Below are 19,997 nucleotides of genomic sequence, written 5' to 3'. Positions count from 1 at the left end.
ATGATTGCTCGCTGCTGACGCAACGTGTCCCCGTATGTTCTGATTCTTATGTCGTGCTTTATGCCGCCATCGCCTCGTCGACCTGATGCGCGGGCCGGTATTGTAACCGCTCGCCATGACGGAGTTGCGATTTGAAAAACGCGTCGACCGCCGCCAGCTGCTCGGCGGTCGATTCCAGCAGGTTCATGCGCTGGCGGAACTCTTCCCCGCCCGGCAAGTCCTGCACATACCACCCAATGTGTTTACGGGCGGTGCGCACGCCGACGTATTCGCCATAGAAGGCGTAATGCGCCGGCAGGTGTTCGTTCATCAGGCCGCGTACTTCTTCGACCATCGGCGCCGGCAAATACTCACCCGTGCGCAGGAAATGGTCGATCTCGCGGCAGATCCAGGGGCGGCCCTGGGCGGCGCGGCCGATCATCACGGCGTCGGCGCCAGTGTAGTCGAGCACGAACTTCGCCTTTTCCGGGGTCGTGATGTCGCCGTTGGCGACCACCGGGATGCCCACCGCCGCCTTGACGGCGCGGATGGTGTCGTATTCGGCCTCGCCCTTGTAGCCGTCGGCGCGGGTGCGGCCGTGCAGGGTCAGCATCTGGATGCCGGCCTGTTCCGCCATGCGGGCAATGGTCAGGGCATTCTTGTTCTGGCGATCCCAGCCGGTGCGGAACTTCAGCGTCACCGGCACGTCCACCGCTTCGACGACGGCATGCAGAATGCGCTCGACCAGGTCTTCGTGCTGCAGCAGGGCGGAGCCACACCAGCTGTTGCACACCTTCTTCACCGGGCAACCCATGTTGATGTCGATGATCTGGGCGCCGCGCTCGACGTTGAACCTGGCGCAATCAGCCAGGTCCTTCGGATCGGCGCCGGCGATCTGGACTGCCTTCGGCTCCATTTCCCCAGTGTGGTCGGTGCGGCGCGAGGTCTTTTCGCTGGCCCACAGGCGCGGGTTCGACGCCGCCATTTCGGACACGGCGTAGCCGGCGCCCAGCTGCTTGCACAACTGGCGGAACGGACGGTCGGTCACCCCCGCCATGGGGGCGACGAAGACATTGTTACGCAGGGTGTATGGACCGATTTGCACAGCGGAAAAGTCTCTAAAGTTTCTCGGGGAACCTATTATTTTACCTCATTCGCTGCTCAAAATAGCGGCAGAATTTTTGGGGGTTGTTGCGTGTGTGATATTGGCAGGTGGGGGAAGTGGGGGTAGGCGGTGCAGTTTCAGGTGCAAGGATAAGCTAACGGCAGGCGACAGAATTGGGCGAAGTGATGCCGGCGGCATCACTTCGGCCTTCGCCGGAACGACGTTTTGAGGCTAACGCATGAACTGCCGTAATCTATGTTTCAACCTATAGCCTGAAGACCGTCATCCCGGCGCAGGCCGGGATCCAATTTCCCCACCAAAGCCCCCTACGTCAAATCATCCAACACCGCCGGCCGGAGATGCCCCACCTCTCCCCAGCTCACCAACTTCAGCCCGCCCTCCTCCACCACAAACCGGTTCACGCTCGCATTGAGCACCTTGAAGTCGCGCGGTGTTTCCAGCGACAGGCCGAGCGCCGCGCGGTAGGCGCATTCCAGCACGCCGCCGTGCGCCACCAGTGCAATCGTCTTGCCCGGATGCGCTTGTGCGTGCGCCAGGATCGCGCCGACTGCCCGCTCGTAGAACTGGCGGAAGCTCTCCCCCTGGTTGGTTCCCGGTGGCAGCACGCCATCGACGTCGCGCGCCTGCCAGGCTGCGAATTCGAGCGGGAAGCGGGCTGCGATCTCGCTGTACAGCAGGCCTTCGAAGCCGCCGTAGCAGCGCTCGCGCAGCGCCGGGTCGGTGGCTACCCGGGCGCCGCGGGTGCGGGCGATCGCCTCGGCCGTCTGGCGCGCGCGCATCAGGTCGCTGGACACGATATGGTCGACCGGCTCCGCAGCCAGGGCGGCGCCGAGCAGCGCCGCCTGGCGCTCGCCCTCCGCGTTGAGCGGAATGTCGAGGTGGCCCTGCAGCCGTTTCTCGGCGTTCCAGGCGGTTTCGCCATGGCGGATCAGGAAGATGGTGGTGGGCGTGACTGCGTTATCGTTCAAAGGCATGAGGTCCGTTCGCCCGAACCTCGGGGCGGTGTTTACAGAAGTGTGGGTGCGACGTTGGGGTTGAGCGAATACACGCCGAAAGTGCGCGCTTCGTCCAGGATGTGGCCGCGGATCGCCAGGCGCAGTTCGGGGCCGGTGAAGCGGCCGACCAGCGGCAGGCGCGGAATGTCGAGCGCGTACAGCGTGAACACATAAGTATGCACCCGTTCGTCGTTCCATGGTGGACAGGGGCCGTCGTAGCCGTAGTACTCGCCCGCCATGTCGGGATCGCTCGCGAACCAGCCGGTGTAGTCGTTGATGCCCTGGCGCAGCTGGTGCTCGGTGCCGTTCTTGATGGTGAAGGGCACCAGGGGACCGGACTTGCCATGCGGCGTGACCATGTCCGAGAACATGCCCTCGGCCAGGGACTTGATGCAGACCGGGATGTCGACCAGCGACCAGTGGAAGAAGTCGACCCGCGGCAGCGAGGCCGGCACGGTCTTGCCTTCCTGGTTGACGTCGCCACCCACGGAGGGCACATCGGGGTCGTGGCAGATTAGCACCAGCGACTTGGTTCCAGCCGGGACATCGTCCCAGGCCAGGTGCGGGCTGCGGTTGCTGGACAGCTTGATCCGGCTGCCGGGATCGATCGTGGCAAACGCACAGTGAGGCGGGATCAGCCCGCCTTCGGTGAATGAATCGCTCCAGATGCGCATAAGTCCTCCCTGCCCTCCCTGCTATTGACCCTTGATGGCAGTGCGGGTTTCAGCGCCCCGCAGCCGACACCGCGACCGGATCAACCTGAAGCCAGAAAGTGACGGGACCATCGTTGATGAGCGAAACTTTCATGTCCGCGCCGAATCTGCCGGTCTCGACAATGCCATGGCGTTCGCGGGCCTGGCGCACGACATGGTCGAACAGGCGCCGCCCGTCTTCCGGCGCCGCCGCCGGCGAGAACGAGGGACGGGTGCCCGATTTCGTATCCGCAGCCAGCGTGAACTGCGGTACCAGCAGCAGGCCGCCGGCGGTATCGGTGACGCTGCGGTTCATCTTGCCGGCCTCGTCGGAGAACACCCGGTAAGTCAGCAGCTTGGCCAGCAGGGCCTCGGCTTCGCGCTCGGTGTCGCCCTTCTCGGCACACACCAGCACCATCAGGCCGGGGCCAATCGCGCCGACGGTCTCGCCGTCAACGCGCACGCTGGCTTCGCTGACGCGCTGCAGCAGCCCAATCATGCCAGGGTGACACGAGCGAATTTGCGCTTGCCCACCTGCATGACGAAGGTGCCGGCCTCGATCTGCAGGCCTTTATCGCTGACGACGGCGCCGTCGATGCGCACGCCGCCCTGGTCGACCATGCGCATGGCTTCCGAGGTCGAGGCGCACAGGCCTGCCGCTTTCAGCAGCTGGGCCACGCCCAGCGGCGCGCCAGAAAGGGTGACTTCCGGCACGTCGTCCGGGATCCCGCCCTTGGAGCGGTTGACGAAGTCGGCCAGGGCATCCTCGGCGGCCTGGGCCGAGTGGAAGCGCGTGACGATTTCCTTGCCCAGCGCCACTTTCGCGTCACGTGGGTTGGCGCCTGCAACGACCTCGGCCTTGACCTGCGCGATCTCGGCGATCGAGCGGAAGGACAGCAGGTCGTAGTACTTCCACATCATGTCGTCCGAGATGCTCATCAGCTTGCCGAACATGGTGTTCGGGGCCTCAGTAATGCCGATGTAGTTGTTCTTCGACTTGGACATCTTCTCGACGCCGTCCAGGCCTTCGAGCAGCGGCATGGTCAGGATGCACTGCTGTTCCTGACCGTAATCTTTCTGTAACTCACGGCCAACAAGGAGGTTGAACTTCTGGTCTGTGCCCCCAAGTTCCAGATCCGCCTTCAAAGCGACCGAATCATAGCCCTGCATCAAAGGGTAAAGGAACTCATGCACCGCAATCGGGGTCCCACTCTTGTAGCGCTTGGTGAAGTCGTCGCGCTCCATCATGCGTGCCACGGTGTAACGCGAGGCGAGCTGGATCATGCCGCGCGCGCCCAGCGGGTCGCACCATTCGGAGTTGTAGCGGATTTCCGTGCGCGCGGCGTCCAGCACCAGGGACGCCTGGCGGAAATAAGTCATCGCGTTTTCCTCGACCTGCTCGCGGGTCAGCGGCGGACGCGTGGCATTGCGGCCCGAAGGGTCGCCGATCATCGAAGTGAAGTCGCCGATCAGGAAAATTACCTGGTGACCCAGGTCCTGCAGCTGGCGCATCTTGTTCAGCACCACGGTATGGCCGAGGTGCAGGTCGGGCGCAGTCGGGTCCAGGCCGAGCTTGATGCGCAGCGGCGTGCCCGATTGTTCGGAACGCGCCAGTTTCTGGGCGAACTCGCTTTCGATCAGCAGTTCATCGACACCGCGCTTGGTAATGGCCAGCGCCTCGAGCACCTTGTCCGTCAGCGGCAGGGGAGCGGAGGATTTTGCCGGGACGGTGCTGCCGGACGCTTCATTTGAAGTCATAAATTCGTGTAGGAAAAGATCTAAGACGGTTGTAGGACCACTTCTTTTGGTATAATTCACGATCCTTTTTATGTTTCTTGCAGAAAACTTTGCAGAAGCATAATAAGAAAAGTCCTGGAAGTTCAGCCGCAAATTTTAACTGATTGCATGAACCCTATACAGAAAATCACCCGTCAAAGCCTGCTCCAGCTGGTGCCCCGGACCCGCAAGGCGCGTATCGTCAGCGCCGGCGCTGCGTTCCTGAGCGTGTGCGCCTTCGGCGCCGTCGCCGTGGCCCCGATCGCTCCTGACGCGGCGGACGTGCCGGTCAAATCGATCGAGCAAACCCTGGAACTGCCTAACCTGGCAGACCAGATCGCCGCCCTCCAGCAGAACGAGCAGCAATTCATCCACGAGGAGCGTATTCGCCCAGGCGATTCGCTCGGCTCCCTCTTCAACCGCCTTGGCGTCGACGACGCCGACGCCCAGAAATTCGTCCGCACCGACAAGACCGCCCGCCGCCTGCTGTCCCTCAAGACCGGCAAGCGACTCCAGGCCGAAACCGATGAAAATGGCCTGCTGCTGTCGATGCGCGCCACGATCACCGACGGCAAGGCTGGCGAAGCACGCCAGATCTCGGTCGAGCGCCAGGGCGACAAGTTCGTCGCTGTCGAAGCGCCAGCCAAGCTGGAACGCCGCGTCGAAATGCGTTCGCGCGAGATCACCAGCTCGCTGTACTCGGCCACTGACTCCAACGTCGACGGCGGCAGCATGCCGGATTCGGTCGTCAACCAGATGATCGAGATGTTCTCAACCAACATCGACTTCCGTTCGGACATCAAGCGTGGCGACCGCTTCAATGTTGTGTACGAAACCTTCTGGCTCGACGGCGAACTGGTCAAGACCGGCCGCATCCTGGCAGGCGAATTCGTCAACCGCGGCGTGGCCTACCAGTCGGTCTGGTACGAAGACCCGGTCACCAAGCAGGGCGGCTACTACAGCCTGGACGGCAAGGCGCTGAAGAAGGCCTTCCTCAAGTCCCCGCTCGAATTCTCCCGCATCTCGTCCGGCTTCTCGATGCGCGTGCACCCGATCTCGGGCAAGTGGAAGGCGCACAAGGGCGTCGACTATGCCGCCTCGATGGGCACCCCGATCCGCGCGGTCGCCGACGGCACCATCGACTTCGTCGGCGTCTCCGGTGGCTACGGCAACCAGGTCGTGCTCAAGCACTGGTCGAACTACAGCAGCGCCTACGCTCACATGAGCCGCTTCGCACCGGGCCTGCGCAAAGGCAGCAAGGTCAGCCAGGGCCAGGTGATCGGCTATGTCGGCTCGACCGGCTGGTCGACCGGCGCCCACCTGCACTACGAGTTCCGTGTCGCAGGCGAAGCCAAGGACCCGAACAAGTTCAAGTCGCTGGCCCAGCAACCGCTGACCCCGGCGGAAGCCGCCCGCTTCCGCATGGCCGCCGCCGACATGAAACACCGTTTCTCGCTGCTTGCACCGAGCGGCAACGCAATGGCAGCCCGCTAAGCGCGCTTAAGCGTCTCCCCAGAAACAAGAACGCCCCGCCGCATCATTGATGCCGCGGGGCGTTCTGTTTTGGGAGACTGGTTCAGGAATCGCGGCGTTCCGCCGCGCACGCACGGTAGGCCAGCGCGGCGTAGGTGGCGGACAAGGCGCCCAGCCCGCCGCCCAGGCCGACATGGCCGCCGAAGACGAAGCCGGCGCAGCTAATGCCGAAGGCGACAGCCGCGAATGTGAAATGCTTCGATTTCCTCATGTCCCTACCCCACGCAAGTGTGCGATGCGAAAGCAGTCTAGCACTCTGATTTTCCGCAATATGCGCACATTGCAACAAACGTAGCTGAATTACAGTATTCAGTTGCCGCTTTGCATCTTGACGCGGGTGTCACGATCTAGCAAGGCCCTCAGCAGCGCAGTCAGGGGATGGGCCGCCGTGTATTGCCGGCCGTAGTCCAGATTAAAACCGTAATCGAAGTCAGGGGGATTGCGGCCTTGGTTGTGCTGCAAAACAGTTTCCAGTTTGTCGAAAGCCTTTACCAGCATGGCCTCGCGCGAGCTTACCGCGTCGTACTCTTCCCACAGGGACATCAGTTGTCCGCGCAGGCCGGGGTCGAGTGGCGCGGTGAGCTGCAGCATGTCCTGCCGCTCTTGCAGGCGCTTGGCCTCCCGGTCCACCTGGGCCACAGCGGGAATGTCGCCGTGGATTGCTTCTCCCAGGTCGTGCAGGATGCACAGTTTGAGCAACTTCAGCATGTCGACGCCGGGCAGCTGGTCTTCGAAGGCGAGGACCAGCAGGCACAGGCGCCAGCTGTGCTCGGCCGTACTTTCCGGGCGGCCCTGCGAGGTGTGTCCGCTGCGCAGCGTGTCCTTGAGCGCCTCGGCCGCCTTCAGGAAGGCGAGCCGGCCTTCGAGCAGTCCCTCGTCCATGTCAGCGCATGCAGTCGGGGAAGGACAGCTTGCCGTTGCGGGCTTGGCACTGCTTGACGTTGGGAGGCAGGTCCGTGAAGGTCTTCGATTCGCCGTTCTTCAGCTTCAACTCGGCAAACACTGCGTGGGTGCAGACCAGGGAGGGAGAGCCATTCTTGACGGCCGCTTCCTTGCAGTCGGAGGTGTACAGCAGGAAGGCACATTCGCCCAGCAGGCCGGCGCCGCAGCTGTAGGTCGCAGTGGTACGCCCGCCCAACTGCATCGCGGGTTGGGCGCTGGCGGTCGCACCGGCCAGCGCCAGGAAAGCGGCAAGCACGAAAGTAGGCTTCATCATGGTGGAATGCGTCGTTCAAAGTTGCGACGATACCACGGCGGCGGCGGCCGGAATTCCTCCAAAACTCTCGCTCGATGGCTGCAGGCGCTTACTTCCTCGCACTCCCACCGCCAGCCGCCACCGTATTGCACTAACGCTTGGGCCGGAAGTTCTCGTCCACCAATATGCGAAACATGCCTCGCTTCCGCTTTTGGCCTCGACCGTTTAGTATGGCCTGTCGCATCGGCATGCTTTCCTACTGAATATGAACACCTCCTCTCTCTATATCGGCCTGATGTCTGGCACCAGCCTCGACGGCGTCGACGGCGTACTAGTCGACTTCGCCGGCGGCAGCATCCGCAGCATTGCGGCCGCCTTCACGCCCTTCCCTGCGGAGCTGCGCAGCGAACTGATGGCGCTGCAGGCCGCCAGCGAGAACGAGCTCGAGCGCGAAGGCCTGGCCGCCAACGGCCTGGCCCTGTGCTATGCCGACTGCGTGCGCCAGCTGCTGCCGTCTGCCAATGGGCCGGTGGCGGCGGTGGCCGCGCATGGCCAGACCATCCGCCACCGTCCGGAACTGGGCTTCACGCGCCAGACCAACAACCCGGCGCTGCTGGCCGAACTGACAGGCATCGACGTGGTCGCCGACTTCCGCACCCGCGACGTCGCGGCCGGCGGCCAGGGCGCGCCGCTGGTGCCGGCCTTCCATGAAGCAGCCTTCGGCAAGCCGGGCACGGCGCGCGTGGTAGTGAACATCGGTGGGATCGGCAACATCAGCGTGCTGCACGGCGACGGCCGCGTGACCGGTTTCGATACCGGCCCGGGCAATGTGCTGATGGACCTGTGGATCGGCCGCCACCTGGGCAAGCCTTATGACGAGGACGGCGCCTGGGCCGCCGCCGGCAGCGTGCACCAGCCACTCCTCGACGCCCTGCTGGACGAGCCCTACTTCCGCCAGCCGGCCCCCAAGAGCACCGGCCGCGACCTGTTCCACGACCGCTGGCTGGATGCGAAGCTGAAGGGCTTCGAGGGTCTGGCGCCGGCCGACGTGATGGCCACCCTGACCCGCCTGACGGCGGTGACGATCGGCGACGCCATCCGTGAAGAGGGCGTGGCGGCGGAGGCAGTCTACGTGTGCGGCGGCGGCGCCTATAACGCCACCCTGTTGCGCGAGATCGGCAGCGCGCTGGGCGGGACGCGGGTGGAATCGACGGTGGCGCTCGGCATCGCGCCGAACCGGGTCGAGGCGCTTGCCTTTGCCTGGCTGGGTTACCGCTTCATGGAGCGCCAGCCGGGCAACCTGCCGGCGGTGACGGGCGCACGCGGGCCGCGCATCCTCGGCGCACTGTATCCGGCGTAAACGTCAAAGCCCGGTCGGAACCGGGCTGTTGAAAAGGAACGGCCCGGACGAACCGGGCCGTTGGCTGCCCGGATCGCCGGGCGGCCTGGGGGTCAGGCGGAGAACGACGAACCGCAACCGCAGGTCGAGGTGGCGTTCGGGTTCTTGATCACGAACTGGGCGCCTTCGAGGTCGTCCTTGTAGTCGATCTCGGCGCCGACCAGGTACTGGTAGCTCATCGAGTCGATCAGCAGCTGGACGCCGTTCTTTTCCATCGTGGTGTCGTCTTCGTTGACGATTTCGTCAAACGTGAAGCCGTACTGGAAGCCGGAGCAACCGCCACCCTGCACGAAGACGCGCAGCTTGAGGTCGGGATTGCCCTCTTCCTCGATCAGCTGAGCAACTTTCTGTGCGGCGCTGTCGGTGAAGTTGATCGGGACGGGGATCGTGTCGTGCTCTTGCACTTCGGCGACTGCGGTCATGAAACACTCCTGGTGAAATACGAATTGCAGCCATTATAGACCGTTGGCGCAACTCATGCTGCCGACCCTGCCGCCTAACCAGCAGCAGCGTCGGCTAGATGAAACACCGGTTCGCTGACGGGTTCGTGGGTCAGTTTCCCCGTCACGAGGGCGCCGCCGTGCATCTCGAGCAACCGGTAATGTACATCACCATGTATGCGGCCTTTCGGCTGTAATTCAAGGAGTTCCGACGAATACACCGAGCCGGCGATGTAACCGTTGACCACCAGGCTGGCGCAGCGCACCTCACCCTCGATCCGGGCATGCTCGGACACGATCAGCATCGAATCGGCACCTTCCGCCGCCACCACGTTGCCATGTACCTCGCCATCGATGCGCAGGCCGCCGGTAAAGCACAGGTCGCCTTCGATCCGGGCAGAGATGCCAACCAGGCTGTCAATTTCGCTTTTTACTTGCCGACCGAACATGATCTACCCCCGTCAAATGTGTACCCGCGCATCATTCAATTTACCGTGCTCAACAAGTACGGCCTTGATGTAGATCGGCTCGGCAGGATTGCGTGCCGGAAGCGCTCCGGCGCGGAGGAATAAAAAAGGCCGCGTCGAGCGCGGCCTTGGATGGGGAGCCCCTGGATTAGGGCAGCAGCGCGATCTGCTTCAGCCCGGTGGTTTCCTCGAGGCCGAACATCAGGTTCATGCACTGCACCGCCTGGCCGGAAGCGCCCTTGACCAGGTTGTCCTGGACCACCAGGATCACGACCGTATTGCCGCCTTCCGGACGGTGCAGCGCCAGGCGCAGCATGTTCGAGCCGCGGGTCGAGCGGGTTTCCGGGTGCGAGCCGAAGGGCATCACGTCGACAAATGCGCTGTCCTTGTAGGTGTCCTCGAACAGGGCCTGCAGGGCCGCGTCGTCGATGTCCTTGGTGAGGCGCGCGTACAGGGTCGCGTGCATGCCGCGGATCATCGGCACCAGGTGCGGGGTGAAGATCAGGCCGACCTTCTGGTCGGTATAGCGCGCCAGCTGGGCCGAGGTTTCCGGGGTGTGGCGGTGGCCATGCACGCCGTAGGCCTTGAAATTGTCGCTCGACTCCGAGAACAGCGTGCCGATCTCGGCCTTGCGGCCGGCGCCCGAGACGCCCGACTTGCAGTCGGCGATCAGGTTGCCCGCATCGATCAGGCCGGCCTTGAGCAGCGGCACGAAGCCGAGCTGCATGGTGGTCGGGTAGCAGCCCGGGTTGGCGATCAGGCGCGCGCCCTTGATATCGTCGCGATTCAGTTCCGGCAGGCCGTACACGGCTTCCTCGATCAGTTCCGGCGCGGTGTGCGGGATCTTGTACCATTTCTCGAACGTGGCCTGGTCCTTCAGGCGGAAGTCGGCCGCCAGGTCGATCACCTTGACGCCGGCCGCCAGCAGCGCCGGGGCTTGCGCCATGGCGACGCCGTGCGGGGTGGCGAAGAACACCACGTCGCACTGGGTCAGGTCGGCCTTGTCCGGGCTCGAGAAGGCCAGGTCGACGACGCCGCGCAGCGAGGGGAACATGTCGGCCACCGGCAGGCCGTCTTCCTTGCGCGAGGTGATCGCGGTCAGCTGCACATCGGGGTGCACGGCCAACAGCCGCAGCAATTCCACGCCCGTGTATCCGGTTCCGCCAACGATGCCAACTTTGATCATGTTCTGTTCCTTCGTGATGTAAAAATGACCTTTCCAGGACGAGGCTGCATTTTAACAGCGGTGAAAAATGCGTGCGCCGACAAGGCCTGGAACGGGATGCAAAGGAAATTTGCCTGTTGGACTCTCCATGCAAATATTCTTTGCATAACAGAGCTCGCCATCATTACCATGGCAGTGTGGCTACCCCATCCAATCGGAGATTCCATGCGACCCCGCGGCCTGCTTTGCCTTGCCTTTCTGTCGACGCTCACCGGGCCCGCATTGGCGGCCGACCAATTTTCTTGCGGCGGCTCCGACACGCGAATCGAGGTGCTCGTGCGAGACAGCCGGATGCTTGACGAGCGCGCGGAAGGCGTCGTCACCATGTCCCGGAACGGGCTCGACACCGTGCTGCGATTCCGTAGCATCGACTTCATCGGCGGCCAATGCGTGAACGCGGCCGACGGCAGGCCGCTCGTGGTATTCCAGGCTTTTTGCGGTGGCTCGGGCTGCAATGACGGAGCGAACTGGGGCGTGATCGATCCCGCGCTGCTGCGGGTACTGATGGTTCCTACGGACTCTAATCGCCAGGAGGCCCAAAAGCTGCTCGGCGGCGCTCTCCCTGCCTTGAAGATGATCAGCGTGGAGCGCGAGGCGGTCAGGCAGGGCGTCGAGCTGTTCTAGCCCTTGCTCCAACCCTGCGCATCCCTTAGTTTTATTCAATGGGCTTTCAGCCGACACAGGCGCCACCAGCAAGTTGAAGCGGCACCTTCCCGGCTGTTACGACATTAACCGGTCGCAACTGCCCGCCTGCATCAGAGGAGCTGGCGCTTGAGCCGGCGCAGTCGCCATTCGATGAAGATGCCGGCGAAGCCGCAGGCAAAGACCAGGGCGCCAATGTATTGCAACATCCGGTTGCCGCTGCTTTCCATGCCCCTGATCCTGGTCAGCTCGAAGCGGCGCTTGCCGTTTTCGGTGGCTACGTAATAGACGGTGCCGCGGCTTTCGGGCCATTCCACGGTGAGCGGACGCTCGCGCCTGGCCGTGAACTCGGACAGCAGCTTGCCCGCCTCTTCATTCGAGATGAGTTTGGCACGCTGCTGCAGCGCCAGGATCTTTCCGTAGCTGTCAAACACATTCTCCCCTTCGCCAGCCAGGAACACTCCGGGAGATTTATAGACGTACAGGTTGTTCGGGAAAAAGATGCCATCGTTCGCCGCCAGCATGATGGCGAAACCGAGTATCCATGCTCCCGCCGATCCGAACAGCCAGCGCCTGGTCTGGTGTACCTGTTCGGTGACAACCTGGTTCTTGAACTGGCTGACGGCCGGGACGTGGCGCAGGGTGGTGTCGATCACGTCCCGGTCCATCTTCTGCAGGAAGGTGGCCGCGTCTACCCCCAGGGCCGACACGATGGTGTCGAACATCTCGGCCGAGGGGATCGACTTGTCGTTTTCCAGCTTCGACAGATAGGACTGCTCGATGCCGGCCAGCGCCGCGAACTGCGGCTGGGTCAGTCCCTTGTCGGTCCTGAGGTCCTTGAGTCTTTCGCCAAAATTCATGTCGTCCCCTCCTGAAAGTCGATGGAAAACCCGTATTCTTGGGGATTCATGCAGGACTTGAAAGATGAATATCGGCGAATACGCATGAATCTGGCTGCTCGCCATGCGCGGCGCATGAAAGCGGCAGAAATGGACCCGAAAAACAAAAAGCCGCCCACCTTGCGGAGGACGGCTTTCGCAGCAGCGCCCAGGGGCGCTGCCAGCAGCAGGAGGCGAATTAACGCTTCGAGAACTGCTTTGCGCGGCGTGCTTTACGCAGGCCGACTTTCTTACGCTCGACTTCACGGGCGTCACGGGTGACGAAACCGGCACGTGCCAGGTCGCCCTTGAGGCCTGCGTCGTAATCGATCAGGGCGCGGGTGATGCCGTGGCGGACGGCGCCTGCCTGGCCCGACTCACCACCACCGTGCACGTTGACCTTGATGTCGAAACGCTCGACGTTGCCGGTCAGTTCCAGCGGCTGACGGATGACCATCAGGCCGGTTTCGCGCGAGAAGTATTCTGCGGCCGGCTTGCCGTTCACGATGATCTGGCCCGAGCCAGCTTTGATGAACACGCGAGCGACTGCACTCTTGCGACGGCCAGTGCCGTAGTTGTAGTTACCGATCATGTCAGTTCCTTAGAGGGTCAGTGCTTGTGGTTGCTGTGCTGCGTGCGGGTGCGAACCTTCCGCGTACACTTTCAGCTTCTTGATCATTGCATAGCCCAGCGGGCCCTTCGGCAGCATGCCTTTGACAGCCTTTTCCAGGGCACGGCCCGGGAAGCGCTGCTGCATCTTCAGGAAGTTGGTTTCGTAGATACCGCCCGGGTAGCCCGAGTGACGGTAGTAGGTCTTCTGGGTGGCCTTGGTGCCGGTCACGCGCAGCTTGCCTGCGTTGATGACGACGATAAAGTCACCGGTATCGACGTGCGGAGTGAATTCCGGCTTGTGTTTGCCGCGCAGTCGGAGTGCCACTTCGCTGGCAACACGTCCGAGGACCAAGTCCGTCGCGTCAATCACAAACCAGTCGCGCTGGACTTCATGGCCCTTAGCGGAAAAAGTTTTCATGTTGACTTCCTAATAAGTTAAATGCTCACTGTGGTGGTTCCGCCCTTGTTGCAGCGGACTCTGCCTTATTATCTTCCCCGAGCAAAGGGAAAGCCCACGATGATAGCCGAACAGCAGACTTCCCGTCAATCCGCGCAGGGCCCGCTGTCGCATTTTCTCCGCCCGCTTCTGACTTAGTTCGTTCTTCGCAAACAAAGCATTCCCTGATCGCATAATTTCATGCGATGGTGCAACTAAGACATTGACCGTTAAAACGATGCCAATCTAGTATGCAGGCATCCTTTGAGGAGATTGTGTGAAGACAAGATCGTTACTTCCCCTGGCTGCGCTGTGGCTGGCCGCCTCCGCAGCCCAAGCCCTACCCTCCGGCGCGGCCGCCACCGCCGCATCCAAGGCCGTCCGCGGCTGCCACCTCCCCGGCGTCACCGATACCCTGCGCTGCGTCACCATCGACGTGCCCGTGGACCATGCCAAGCCGGGCGGCGACAAGCTGAAAATCCACGTCACCATCGCCCCGGCCCACCGCCAGGGCACGCGCGGCGATCCGCTGTTCGTGCTGGCCGGCGGCCCCGGCGAAGCCGGCAGCGACGTCGCCCCCTTGCTGTCCACCGCCTTCAACCGCGTGCGCGCCACCCGCGACATCGTCTTCATCGACCAGCGCGGCACCGGCCGCTCGGGCAAGCTCGATTGCAAGAGCAAGCCGGAGCACGAGCGCATGACCGAAGACCAGCTGGAAGCGGAACTGCGCAGCTGCATCGCGGCGACCAAGGCACCGTTCGCGGCCTACACCACCGACGCCGCCGCGCGCGACATCGAAGCGGTGCGCACGGCGCTCGGCTACGGGACGGTCAACGTGTTCGGCGGTTCCTACGGCACCCGCCTCGGCCAGGCCTATGCGCGCCTGTATCCGCAGAGCGTGCGCAGCCTGGTGCTGGATGGCGTAGCCGCGCCCGACCAGGTGATCCCGGCCGGCGCCAAGGATGGCCAGGCCGCGCTCGACAAGCTGTTCGCCCAGTGCGCCAAGGATGCCGGCTGCAACAAGACCTATCCCAACCTGCGCGCCGAATACGAAGGCCTGGTGGCGAAGCTGGAAGCGGCCCCGCTCAAGCTGAACCTGCCCGATCCGCGCACCGCCCAGCCAGTCGAGATCACCATGACGGCCTCGCGCTTCCTCGGCACCGTGCACGGCATCCTGTACTCGCCGGCCGACGCGCGCCGCCTGCCCTTCCTGGTGCACAGCGCCGCCCAGGGCCGCTGGCAGCCCTTCATCGCGCGCCAGAACCTGTCGGGCGATTTCGGCGGCGAAGGCCATATCGCCACCCTGCTGCACTTCGCCGTGGTGTGCGCCGAGGACGTGCCGCGCATGACGCCGGAGCTGCTCGCCGCCGACAAGGGCAAGCTGACCAAGACGCTGGCCGACAAGATCCCTGCGCTCTGCAAGGCGCTGAACGTGCCCGCCGTGCCATACAAGGAGCCGGCGCGCATCGCGGCCCCCGCCCTGCTGCTGTCCGGCGCGCTCGACCCGGTCACCCCGCCGCACCGCGCCGAAACGGCCGCCAAGTACATGAGCCGCGCCCAGCACGTGGTGGTGGACAACGTCGGCCACGGCGTGTCGCAGCTCGGCTGCGCGCCGCGCCTGCTGCGCGCCTTCCTCGACAAGCCGCAGGACAAGCTGGACGCCGCCTGCCTGAAAGAGATTCCGCCCCCGACCTTCCAGCTCGGCAGCTTCGGTCCGCAACCATAAGGCAAAGAACATGATTGAAGTCCACGATGTACGCAAGAAGTTCGGCGCCGTCCAGGCCCTGGGCGGGGTCAGTTTTACCGCGCGCGACGGCCAGATCACCGCGCTGCTGGGCCCCAACGGCGCCGGCAAGACCACCCTGCTGCGCACCCTGGTCGGCCTGCTCAGGCGCGATCACGGCAGCATCGCGATCGACGGCGTCGATCCGGAAAAGGACCCGATGGAGGTGCGCCGCAACATCGGCTTCCTGACCGACCAGTTCGGGCTGTACGAGCGCCTCAGCACGCGCGAATACCTCGTGTATTTCGGCGAGTTGAACGGCATGAAGGGCCCGGACCTGAACAAGCGCATCAACGAAGTGTCCGAGCTGCTGGGCATGGAAGATATCCTCGAGCGCCGCACCAAGGGCTTCTCGCAGGGCCAGCGCATCAAGGTCGCGATGGCGCGCACGCTGCTGCACCGCCCGCGCCACCTGCTGCTGGACGAACCGAGCCGCGGCCTGGACGTCATGAGCACGCGCGCCCTGCGCACCGCCCTCAACGTCCTGCGCGCCGACGGCTGCTGCGTGATCATGGCCACCCACGTGATGCAGGAAGTGACCGCGCTGTGCGAAGACGTGATCGTGATCGCCGGCGGCCACACCGTGGCCCAGGGCTCGCCTGAAGAACTGTGCCGCCGCACCGGCATCGCCAACCTCGAAGACGCGTTCGTCAACCTGGTCGGCACCGAAGAAGGAATCGCATGAAAACCAAACTCTGGATCGTCTTCTGGAAGGAGCTGCGCGAGACGCTGCGCGACAAGCGTTCGCTCAGCATGCTCGCCCTGTTCACGCTGTTCTACCCGGCCATGATCGGCCTGATGCTGCACCAAGGGATCAACAAGAGCACCAAGACCGAACGCGAAGGCATCGAGCTGGCCGTGATCGGCGGGGCCAAGGCGCCGACCCTGATGTCGCAGCTGGCCCAGAAGAACATCACCGCCAAGGAGACGGCGCCGATGGACGAGGAAGCCATCGGCGAGCTGCTGCGCTCCAAGAAGGTGGCGGCGGTACTGCGCCTGCCGGACGACTACACCGACAACTACATGGCGATGCGCCCGGCGCGGGTCGAGATCTGGTACGACTCGGCCTCGGACCGCGATCGCCAGCGCGGCGACGTGGAAGAGGTGCTCAGGGCCTACGGCAGCAACATCGCCGGTGCGCGCCTGCTGGCGCATGGCGTGTCGCCGGCCGCCCTCAACCCGGTCATCGTGCAACGCTATGACACCGGCACCAATGCATCGCGCTCGGCAGTCCTGATCGGCGGCATCATCGGCATCCTGTTCTTCCCGGCCTTCATGCTGAGCATGTCGGCCGCGGTCGACAGCACCGCCGGCGAGCGCGAACGCCGCTCGCTGGAAGTGCTGATGGCGCAGCCGGCCCGGACCTGGGAACTGGTGTGCGGCAAGTGGCTCGCCGCCAGCACGCTCGGCATCGTCGGCGTGACGCTGGAACTGATGCTGGCGCACCTGATCCTGAGCTGGCTGCCGCTGGAAGAACTGGGCATGACCTGGAGCCTGGGCTGGGGCGACCTGCTGCTGGTCTGCCTGGTGACGGTGCCGCTGGCGCTGCTGGGCGGCGCACTGCACATCGCGCTGGCGATGAACTCGAAATCGTTCAAGGAAGCGCAGACCATGATCAGCTTCGTGCTGATCGTGCCGATCATCCCGGGCTTCGTGGTGTCCTTCATGGAACTCAAGACCGCGCAGTGGATGTACATGGTGCCCTTCCTGTCGAACCAGACCCTGGTCACCGAGATGTCGAAGGCGGGCCACGTCGGCGCCATGCCTTTCCTGCTGACCGTCCTGTGTTCGGCAATCCCGGCCGCCCTGATCATCGCCTACGCCAGCTGGCGCATGAAGAGCGAGCGCTACGTGCTGGGCGTCTGAGGCCATCCGCGCCATCGACCTCGAAGGGGCGTCCGGCAAGGGCGCCCGAAGGGGACAACCACTGGTTGTCCCCTTCTGTTTTACAATGCTCCGGCTACAGCATCCTCAGCGGAGAAATCGAATGGAAGTGAAAGTCAGCTGGAACGGCCCCTCGGGCATGAGTTTCCGCGCCGAGACCGGCAGCGGCCACATGGTGGCGATGGACGGCGCGCCGGAGGGCGGCGGCCACAACCTGGCGCCACGCCCGATGGAGATGGTCCTGGTCGGCACCGGCGGCTGCACCGCCTACGACGTGGTCCTGATCCTGAAACGCGGCCGCGAGGACGTGCGCGGCTGCGACGTGACGCTGCAGGCCGAACGCGCGGAGACCGATCCCAAGGTGTTCACCAAGATTAACTTCCACTTCACGGTCACGGGCCGCAACCTGAAGCCGGCGGCGGTGGAACGCGCAGTCAGCCTGTCGCACGACAAGTACTGCTCGGCGTCGATCATGCTGGCCAAGACGGCGGAGATCACGCATACGGTCGAAATCGTCGAGGTGTAACTGTGTCGCCAGCTGATCGCTGACGCTTCACCTGACCATTAGCTTCAAAACGTCATTCCGGCGAAGGCCGGAATCCAATTTGCATGAGCAGTCGTAACGCATGCAAAATTGGGTTCCGGCCTTCGCCGGAACGACGTTTACGGGCTGCGTGAATAGAAATACCTTAGTGGTCGGCCAGCTATCAAATGCGATACGCCGTCGTCGTCATCACCTTCGACATCGCCTGCATCAGGAACTTCACCGGCACCGGCGTCTCCGCCGCGCCCAGCGCCTGCGCCGACGCGCCGTGGGCGATTTCATCGACCCGCATCTGCTCCACGATCGCGCGCGAGCGCACATCCTGTGGCGGCAGGTCTTCCAGGTGGCGGTTCAGGTGCGCCTCGACCTGGCGCTCGGTCTCGACCACGAAGCCCAGGCTCTGCGGGTCGCCCAGCTTGGCGGCGATGCTGCCCAGCACGTAGGAACCGGCATACCACAGCGGATTGAGCAGACTGGGCTGCGAACCCAGTTCGGACAGGCGCTCGGCCGTCCAGGCCAGGTGGTCTTCTTCCTCGCGCGCCGACTTGGCGAACTGGGAGCGAATCGCCGGGCTCTTGCCGAAGCGCGCCTGCGCATCGTACAGCGCCTGCGCGCACACTTCGCCGACATGGTTCACGCGCATCAGGCCGGCGCTGTGGCGGCGGTCGTCGTCGCTCAGCTCGCAGTCGGTGTGCTGGGTGCCCGGGTTCGGACGCGAGGCCGCGGCGACGCCGCCGACCACGCGCAGGGCCTTGTCGAAACCGGTGATCAGGCTGTCGAGGGGGGTACTGGAACGGTATGCACTCATGATGTTGTCGATGCGATATGCGAAAACATCATTATAGGCCTTGCCGGGATGGGCCGGCGCTAGCTGCCGGGAAGCTCGGCCTTGCGGCGTGCGATCCAGTCGGCCAGCGGTCCGGCCGGCTCCAGCCCCGAGATGTTCTTCGCCACGCCCAGGTTCAGCTCGAGCAGGAAGGGAATCGACGGCGCCGGGACTTCCGGGCAGTGGCGCGCGAACGCCTCCATGAAACGCGCCGACTCGACGGTCGGCATGACCTTCTCGCCGCTCATGAACTGCAGCACGCTGGTGATGGTGTGGCCCTTGCCCAGGGTGTGGTAGATGAAGCGGTTGAATTCGCGGTCGACCTTCTTGAAGTCGATCGCCTCTTCCGTCATCAACGCCGCCAGGTAGAACAGCCCGAGCGCGACCCGAAACCAGTCGGTGGATTCGGCACGGTCGCGTCCTTCGCGCATCAGCGCCAGCAGCTTGTCCTGGATGGCCTTGTTCATCCTGCCATTATCCACGTTTATACGGCTAGCGCGAGCAATGTTTATAAAAAGAAACACTTCGTGCATGGCGTCATCGGCCTATCCCCGGATTATGCAGTCTGGGCCACTAATGCGTCCGTGCGTCGCAGAGATACCACAAACATCAAAACAATTTAATACAATGCAAGTGTAGAAAAGGTTTATATGCACGCTTGGGGGCATGGCATGGAATTGAAGATCCGCAATTTGTCGAAGACCTACGCCAATGGCGTGGTCGCGCTCGACCGCGTCACGCTGACCATCCCGGCCGGGATGTTCGGCCTGCTCGGTCCGAACGGCGCCGGCAAATCGACGCTCATGCGGATCCTGGCCACCCTGCAGGAGTGCGATTCGGGCTCGGTCTTCCTGGACGACATCGACGTCCTGGACGAGAAGGACGAAGTGCGCCGCATGCTCGGCTACCTGCCGCAGGATTTCGGCGTCTACCCGAAAGTAACCGCTTACGAACTGCTCGACCATTTCGCCCAGCTCAAGGGCCTGTCGCACAAGCACCGCAGAAGGGAAGTGGTGGACGGCCTGCTCCAGCAAACCAATTTATGGGAAGTGCGCAACCAGCGCCTCGGTACCTTCTCGGGAGGCATGCGCCAGCGCTTCGGCATCGCCCAGGCCCTGCTGGGCGACCCGCGCCTGATCATCGTCGACGAACCGACGGCCGGCCTGGACCCGCAGGAACGGGTGCGCTTCCACAACCTGCTGTCCGAGATCGGCGAGGACAAGACCGTCATCCTGTCGACCCACATCGTGTCCGACGTGGCCGATCTGTGCTCGAACATGGCGATCATCAACAAGGGCCACGTGCTGCTGTGCGGCGACCCGCAGGACCTCACCTACGAGATCGAAGACTTCATCTGGGCACGCTTCGTCACGAAGCAGGAGCTGCCGGTGTTCCAGAAGCGCCACCAGGTCATCTCCACCCGCCTGCTCACCGGCCGCACCCTGATCCACGTGTATTCCGAGACCGATCCGGGCGACGGCTTCGAGCCGGCCCGCGCCAGCCTGGAAGACGTCTACTTCGCCACCATCGCCGGCAAGCACAATGCCGCAGCAGGGAACTGCTGA

The 19,997-nt window shown here is 63.7% G+C and carries 24 protein-coding genes; 8 read left to right on the top strand and 16 right to left on the bottom strand.

The genetic code is table 11. The features are described 5' to 3' along the window. Positions 1 to 58 precede the first annotated feature (58 nt). The 5 genes from dusB to tyrS form a co-directional block, all read right to left on the bottom strand. A complete protein-coding gene (dusB, locus tag LK539_RS05395) occupies positions 59 to 1,084 on the bottom strand; it encodes a tRNA dihydrouridine synthase DusB (protein WP_227799889.1) in 1,026 nt (341 codons plus the stop codon). A gap of 326 nt (positions 1,085 to 1,410) precedes the next feature. Continuing rightward, positions 1,411 to 2,079 carry a histidine phosphatase family protein gene (locus LK539_RS05390; protein ID WP_227799888.1) on the bottom strand — a complete coding sequence of 223 codons (669 nt, stop codon included), beginning with the start codon at positions 2,077 to 2,079 and terminating at the stop codon, positions 1,411 to 1,413. Between the two features lie 32 nt (positions 2,080 to 2,111). Beyond that, positions 2,112 to 2,774: a YbhB/YbcL family Raf kinase inhibitor-like protein gene (locus tag LK539_RS05385; RefSeq protein WP_227799887.1), complete on the bottom strand. Its 663-nt coding sequence runs from the start codon at positions 2,772 to 2,774 to the stop codon at positions 2,112 to 2,114. Between the two features lie 49 nt (positions 2,775 to 2,823). Next, positions 2,824 to 3,291 carry a D-aminoacyl-tRNA deacylase gene (dtd, locus tag LK539_RS05380; protein ID WP_227799886.1) on the bottom strand — a complete coding sequence of 156 codons (468 nt, stop codon included), beginning with the start codon at positions 3,289 to 3,291 and terminating at the stop codon, positions 2,824 to 2,826. Further along, a complete protein-coding gene (gene tyrS, locus LK539_RS05375) occupies positions 3,288 to 4,550 on the bottom strand; it encodes a tyrosine--tRNA ligase (protein ID WP_227799885.1) in 1,263 nt (420 codons plus the stop codon). The genes dtd and tyrS overlap by 4 nt, the downstream gene beginning before the upstream one ends. 147 nt (positions 4,551 to 4,697) lie before the next feature. Here tyrS and LK539_RS05370 point away from each other — a divergent pair, with 147 nt between their 5' ends. Then, positions 4,698 to 6,062 (top strand): M23 family metallopeptidase, encoded by a 1,365-nt coding sequence (locus LK539_RS05370; protein ID WP_227799884.1) that lies wholly within the window; start codon positions 4,698 to 4,700, stop codon positions 6,060 to 6,062. Between the two features lie 82 nt (positions 6,063 to 6,144). Here LK539_RS05370 and LK539_RS05365 read toward each other — a convergent pair whose 3' ends face one another. From LK539_RS05365 to LK539_RS05355, 3 genes are all read right to left on the bottom strand, one after another. Continuing rightward, positions 6,145 to 6,312, bottom strand: coding sequence for a hypothetical protein (locus LK539_RS05365; protein ID WP_227799883.1), 168 nt, complete (start codon positions 6,310 to 6,312; stop codon positions 6,145 to 6,147). Between the two features lie 98 nt (positions 6,313 to 6,410). After that, on the bottom strand, positions 6,411 to 6,983 hold the full coding sequence (locus LK539_RS05360; protein WP_227799882.1) for an HD domain-containing protein: 573 nt from the start codon (positions 6,981 to 6,983) through the stop codon (positions 6,411 to 6,413). Between the two features lies 1 nt (position 6,984). After that, positions 6,985 to 7,317, bottom strand: a complete 333-nt coding sequence (locus tag LK539_RS05355) for a hypothetical protein (RefSeq protein ID WP_227799881.1) — start codon at positions 7,315 to 7,317, stop codon at positions 6,985 to 6,987. A 244-nt stretch (positions 7,318 to 7,561) separates the two neighbouring features. Between LK539_RS05355 and LK539_RS05350 the strand changes: the two genes are divergently transcribed. Continuing rightward, positions 7,562 to 8,656, top strand: a complete 1,095-nt coding sequence (locus tag LK539_RS05350; RefSeq protein WP_227799880.1) for an anhydro-N-acetylmuramic acid kinase — start codon at positions 7,562 to 7,564, stop codon at positions 8,654 to 8,656. A 92-nt stretch (positions 8,657 to 8,748) separates the two neighbouring features. Here LK539_RS05350 and erpA read toward each other — a convergent pair whose 3' ends face one another. From erpA to argC, 3 genes are all read right to left on the bottom strand, one after another. Then, positions 8,749 to 9,117 (bottom strand): iron-sulfur cluster insertion protein ErpA, encoded by a 369-nt coding sequence (gene erpA / locus LK539_RS05345; RefSeq protein ID WP_227799879.1) that lies wholly within the window; start codon positions 9,115 to 9,117, stop codon positions 8,749 to 8,751. Positions 9,118 to 9,191: 74 nt separating this feature from the next. Continuing rightward, on the bottom strand, positions 9,192 to 9,584 hold the full coding sequence (locus LK539_RS05340; RefSeq protein ID WP_227799878.1) for a polymer-forming cytoskeletal protein: 393 nt from the start codon (positions 9,582 to 9,584) through the stop codon (positions 9,192 to 9,194). Between the two features lie 166 nt (positions 9,585 to 9,750). Then, positions 9,751 to 10,788 carry an N-acetyl-gamma-glutamyl-phosphate reductase gene (gene argC, locus LK539_RS05335; protein WP_227799877.1) on the bottom strand — a complete coding sequence of 346 codons (1,038 nt, stop codon included), beginning with the start codon at positions 10,786 to 10,788 and terminating at the stop codon, positions 9,751 to 9,753. 204 nt (positions 10,789 to 10,992) lie between these two features. On the opposite strand from argC, the gene LK539_RS05330 reads away from it, so the two are divergent. After that, positions 10,993 to 11,451, top strand: a complete 459-nt coding sequence (locus LK539_RS05330) for a hypothetical protein (RefSeq protein WP_227799876.1) — start codon at positions 10,993 to 10,995, stop codon at positions 11,449 to 11,451. A 131-nt stretch (positions 11,452 to 11,582) separates the two neighbouring features. Here the strand turns inward: LK539_RS05330 and LK539_RS05325 are convergent, their stop codons facing one another. The 3 genes from LK539_RS05325 to rplM all read right to left on the bottom strand — a co-directional run bounded on the left by LK539_RS05325 (position 11,583) and on the right by rplM (position 13,377). After that, entirely contained in the window at positions 11,583 to 12,329 is a 747-nt protein-coding gene (locus LK539_RS05325) for a helix-turn-helix domain-containing protein (protein ID WP_227799875.1), read from the bottom strand. Between the two features lie 217 nt (positions 12,330 to 12,546). Then, positions 12,547 to 12,939: a 30S ribosomal protein S9 gene (gene rpsI / locus LK539_RS05320; RefSeq protein WP_227799874.1), complete on the bottom strand. Its 393-nt coding sequence runs from the start codon at positions 12,937 to 12,939 to the stop codon at positions 12,547 to 12,549. A gap of 9 nt (positions 12,940 to 12,948) precedes the next feature. After that, positions 12,949 to 13,377 (bottom strand): 50S ribosomal protein L13, encoded by a 429-nt coding sequence (rplM, locus tag LK539_RS05315; RefSeq protein ID WP_227799873.1) that lies wholly within the window; start codon positions 13,375 to 13,377, stop codon positions 12,949 to 12,951. 295 nt (positions 13,378 to 13,672) lie between these two features. Between rplM and LK539_RS05310 the strand changes: the two genes are divergently transcribed. The 4 genes from LK539_RS05310 (at position 13,673) to LK539_RS05295 (ending at position 17,588) form a co-directional block, all read left to right on the top strand. Next, positions 13,673 to 15,121 carry an alpha/beta fold hydrolase gene (locus LK539_RS05310; protein WP_227799872.1) on the top strand — a complete coding sequence of 483 codons (1,449 nt, stop codon included), beginning with the start codon at positions 13,673 to 13,675 and terminating at the stop codon, positions 15,119 to 15,121. A gap of 10 nt (positions 15,122 to 15,131) precedes the next feature. Further along, positions 15,132 to 15,863 carry an ATP-binding cassette domain-containing protein gene (locus tag LK539_RS05305; protein ID WP_227799871.1) on the top strand — a complete coding sequence of 244 codons (732 nt, stop codon included), beginning with the start codon at positions 15,132 to 15,134 and terminating at the stop codon, positions 15,861 to 15,863. Beyond that, the gene (locus tag LK539_RS05300; protein ID WP_227799870.1) at positions 15,860 to 17,044 is read left to right on the top strand and encodes an ABC transporter permease; all 1,185 of its coding nucleotides are present in this window, start codon (positions 15,860 to 15,862) and stop codon (positions 17,042 to 17,044) included. Before LK539_RS05305 ends, LK539_RS05300 begins: the two co-directional genes overlap by 4 nt. A gap of 121 nt (positions 17,045 to 17,165) precedes the next feature. Further along, the gene (locus tag LK539_RS05295) at positions 17,166 to 17,588 is read left to right on the top strand and encodes an OsmC family protein (RefSeq protein WP_227799869.1); all 423 of its coding nucleotides are present in this window, start codon (positions 17,166 to 17,168) and stop codon (positions 17,586 to 17,588) included. Positions 17,589 to 17,769: 181 nt separating this feature from the next. Here LK539_RS05295 and coq7 read toward each other — a convergent pair whose 3' ends face one another. Together coq7 and LK539_RS05285 are read right to left on the bottom strand one after the other, a co-directional pair. After that, positions 17,770 to 18,414, bottom strand: coding sequence for a 2-polyprenyl-3-methyl-6-methoxy-1,4-benzoquinone monooxygenase (coq7, locus tag LK539_RS05290; protein ID WP_227799868.1), 645 nt, complete (start codon positions 18,412 to 18,414; stop codon positions 17,770 to 17,772). A gap of 59 nt (positions 18,415 to 18,473) precedes the next feature. Next, a complete protein-coding gene (locus LK539_RS05285; protein ID WP_227799867.1) occupies positions 18,474 to 18,899 on the bottom strand; it encodes a hypothetical protein in 426 nt (141 codons plus the stop codon). Between the two features lie 204 nt (positions 18,900 to 19,103). On the opposite strand from LK539_RS05285, the gene LK539_RS05280 reads away from it, so the two are divergent. Further along, positions 19,104 to 19,997, top strand: coding sequence for an ABC transporter ATP-binding protein (locus tag LK539_RS05280; protein WP_227799866.1), 894 nt, complete (start codon positions 19,104 to 19,106; stop codon positions 19,995 to 19,997).

The organism is Massilia sp. IC2-476 (genome assembly GCF_020707295.1).
Taxonomy (GTDB): domain Bacteria; phylum Pseudomonadota; class Gammaproteobacteria; order Burkholderiales; family Burkholderiaceae_D; genus Telluria.
Note: the sequence above shows the minus strand (reverse complement) of the source record. Positions and strands in the feature narration are given on the sequence as shown.

What these genes read in the sequence shown, in the direction of transcription:
- LK539_RS05390 (WP_227799888.1), bottom strand. Translation starts at nt 2,079, where the DNA reads ATGCCTTTGAACGATAACGCAGTCACGCCCACCACCATCTTCCTGATC.
- LK539_RS05385 (WP_227799887.1), bottom strand. Translation starts at nt 2,774, where the DNA reads ATGCGCATCTGGAGCGATTCATTCACCGAAGGCGGGCTGATCCCGCCT.
- dtd (WP_227799886.1), bottom strand. Translation starts at nt 3,291, where the DNA reads ATGATTGGGCTGCTGCAGCGCGTCAGCGAAGCCAGCGTGCGCGTTGAC.
- tyrS (WP_227799885.1), bottom strand. Translation starts at nt 4,550, where the DNA reads ATGACTTCAAATGAAGCGTCCGGCAGCACCGTCCCGGCAAAATCCTCC.
- LK539_RS05370 (WP_227799884.1), top strand. Translation starts at nt 4,698, where the DNA reads ATGAACCCTATACAGAAAATCACCCGTCAAAGCCTGCTCCAGCTGGTG.
- LK539_RS05365 (WP_227799883.1), bottom strand. Translation starts at nt 6,312, where the DNA reads ATGAGGAAATCGAAGCATTTCACATTCGCGGCTGTCGCCTTCGGCATT.
- LK539_RS05360 (WP_227799882.1), bottom strand. Translation starts at nt 6,983, where the DNA reads ATGGACGAGGGACTGCTCGAAGGCCGGCTCGCCTTCCTGAAGGCGGCC.
- LK539_RS05355 (WP_227799881.1), bottom strand. Translation starts at nt 7,317, where the DNA reads ATGATGAAGCCTACTTTCGTGCTTGCCGCTTTCCTGGCGCTGGCCGGT.
- LK539_RS05350 (WP_227799880.1), top strand. Translation starts at nt 7,562, where the DNA reads ATGAACACCTCCTCTCTCTATATCGGCCTGATGTCTGGCACCAGCCTC.
- erpA (WP_227799879.1), bottom strand. Translation starts at nt 9,117, where the DNA reads ATGACCGCAGTCGCCGAAGTGCAAGAGCACGACACGATCCCCGTCCCG.
- LK539_RS05340 (WP_227799878.1), bottom strand. Translation starts at nt 9,584, where the DNA reads ATGTTCGGTCGGCAAGTAAAAAGCGAAATTGACAGCCTGGTTGGCATC.
- argC (WP_227799877.1), bottom strand. Translation starts at nt 10,788, where the DNA reads ATGATCAAAGTTGGCATCGTTGGCGGAACCGGATACACGGGCGTGGAA.
- LK539_RS05330 (WP_227799876.1), top strand. Translation starts at nt 10,993, where the DNA reads ATGCGACCCCGCGGCCTGCTTTGCCTTGCCTTTCTGTCGACGCTCACC.
- LK539_RS05325 (WP_227799875.1), bottom strand. Translation starts at nt 12,329, where the DNA reads ATGAATTTTGGCGAAAGACTCAAGGACCTCAGGACCGACAAGGGACTG.
- rpsI (WP_227799874.1), bottom strand. Translation starts at nt 12,939, where the DNA reads ATGATCGGTAACTACAACTACGGCACTGGCCGTCGCAAGAGTGCAGTC.
- rplM (WP_227799873.1), bottom strand. Translation starts at nt 13,377, where the DNA reads ATGAAAACTTTTTCCGCTAAGGGCCATGAAGTCCAGCGCGACTGGTTT.
- LK539_RS05305 (WP_227799871.1), top strand. Translation starts at nt 15,132, where the DNA reads ATGATTGAAGTCCACGATGTACGCAAGAAGTTCGGCGCCGTCCAGGCC.
- LK539_RS05300 (WP_227799870.1), top strand. Translation starts at nt 15,860, where the DNA reads ATGAAAACCAAACTCTGGATCGTCTTCTGGAAGGAGCTGCGCGAGACG.
- LK539_RS05295 (WP_227799869.1), top strand. Translation starts at nt 17,166, where the DNA reads ATGGAAGTGAAAGTCAGCTGGAACGGCCCCTCGGGCATGAGTTTCCGC.
- coq7 (WP_227799868.1), bottom strand. Translation starts at nt 18,414, where the DNA reads ATGAGTGCATACCGTTCCAGTACCCCCCTCGACAGCCTGATCACCGGT.
- LK539_RS05285 (WP_227799867.1), bottom strand. Translation starts at nt 18,899, where the DNA reads ATGAACAAGGCCATCCAGGACAAGCTGCTGGCGCTGATGCGCGAAGGA.
- LK539_RS05280 (WP_227799866.1), top strand. Translation starts at nt 19,104, where the DNA reads ATGGAATTGAAGATCCGCAATTTGTCGAAGACCTACGCCAATGGCGTG.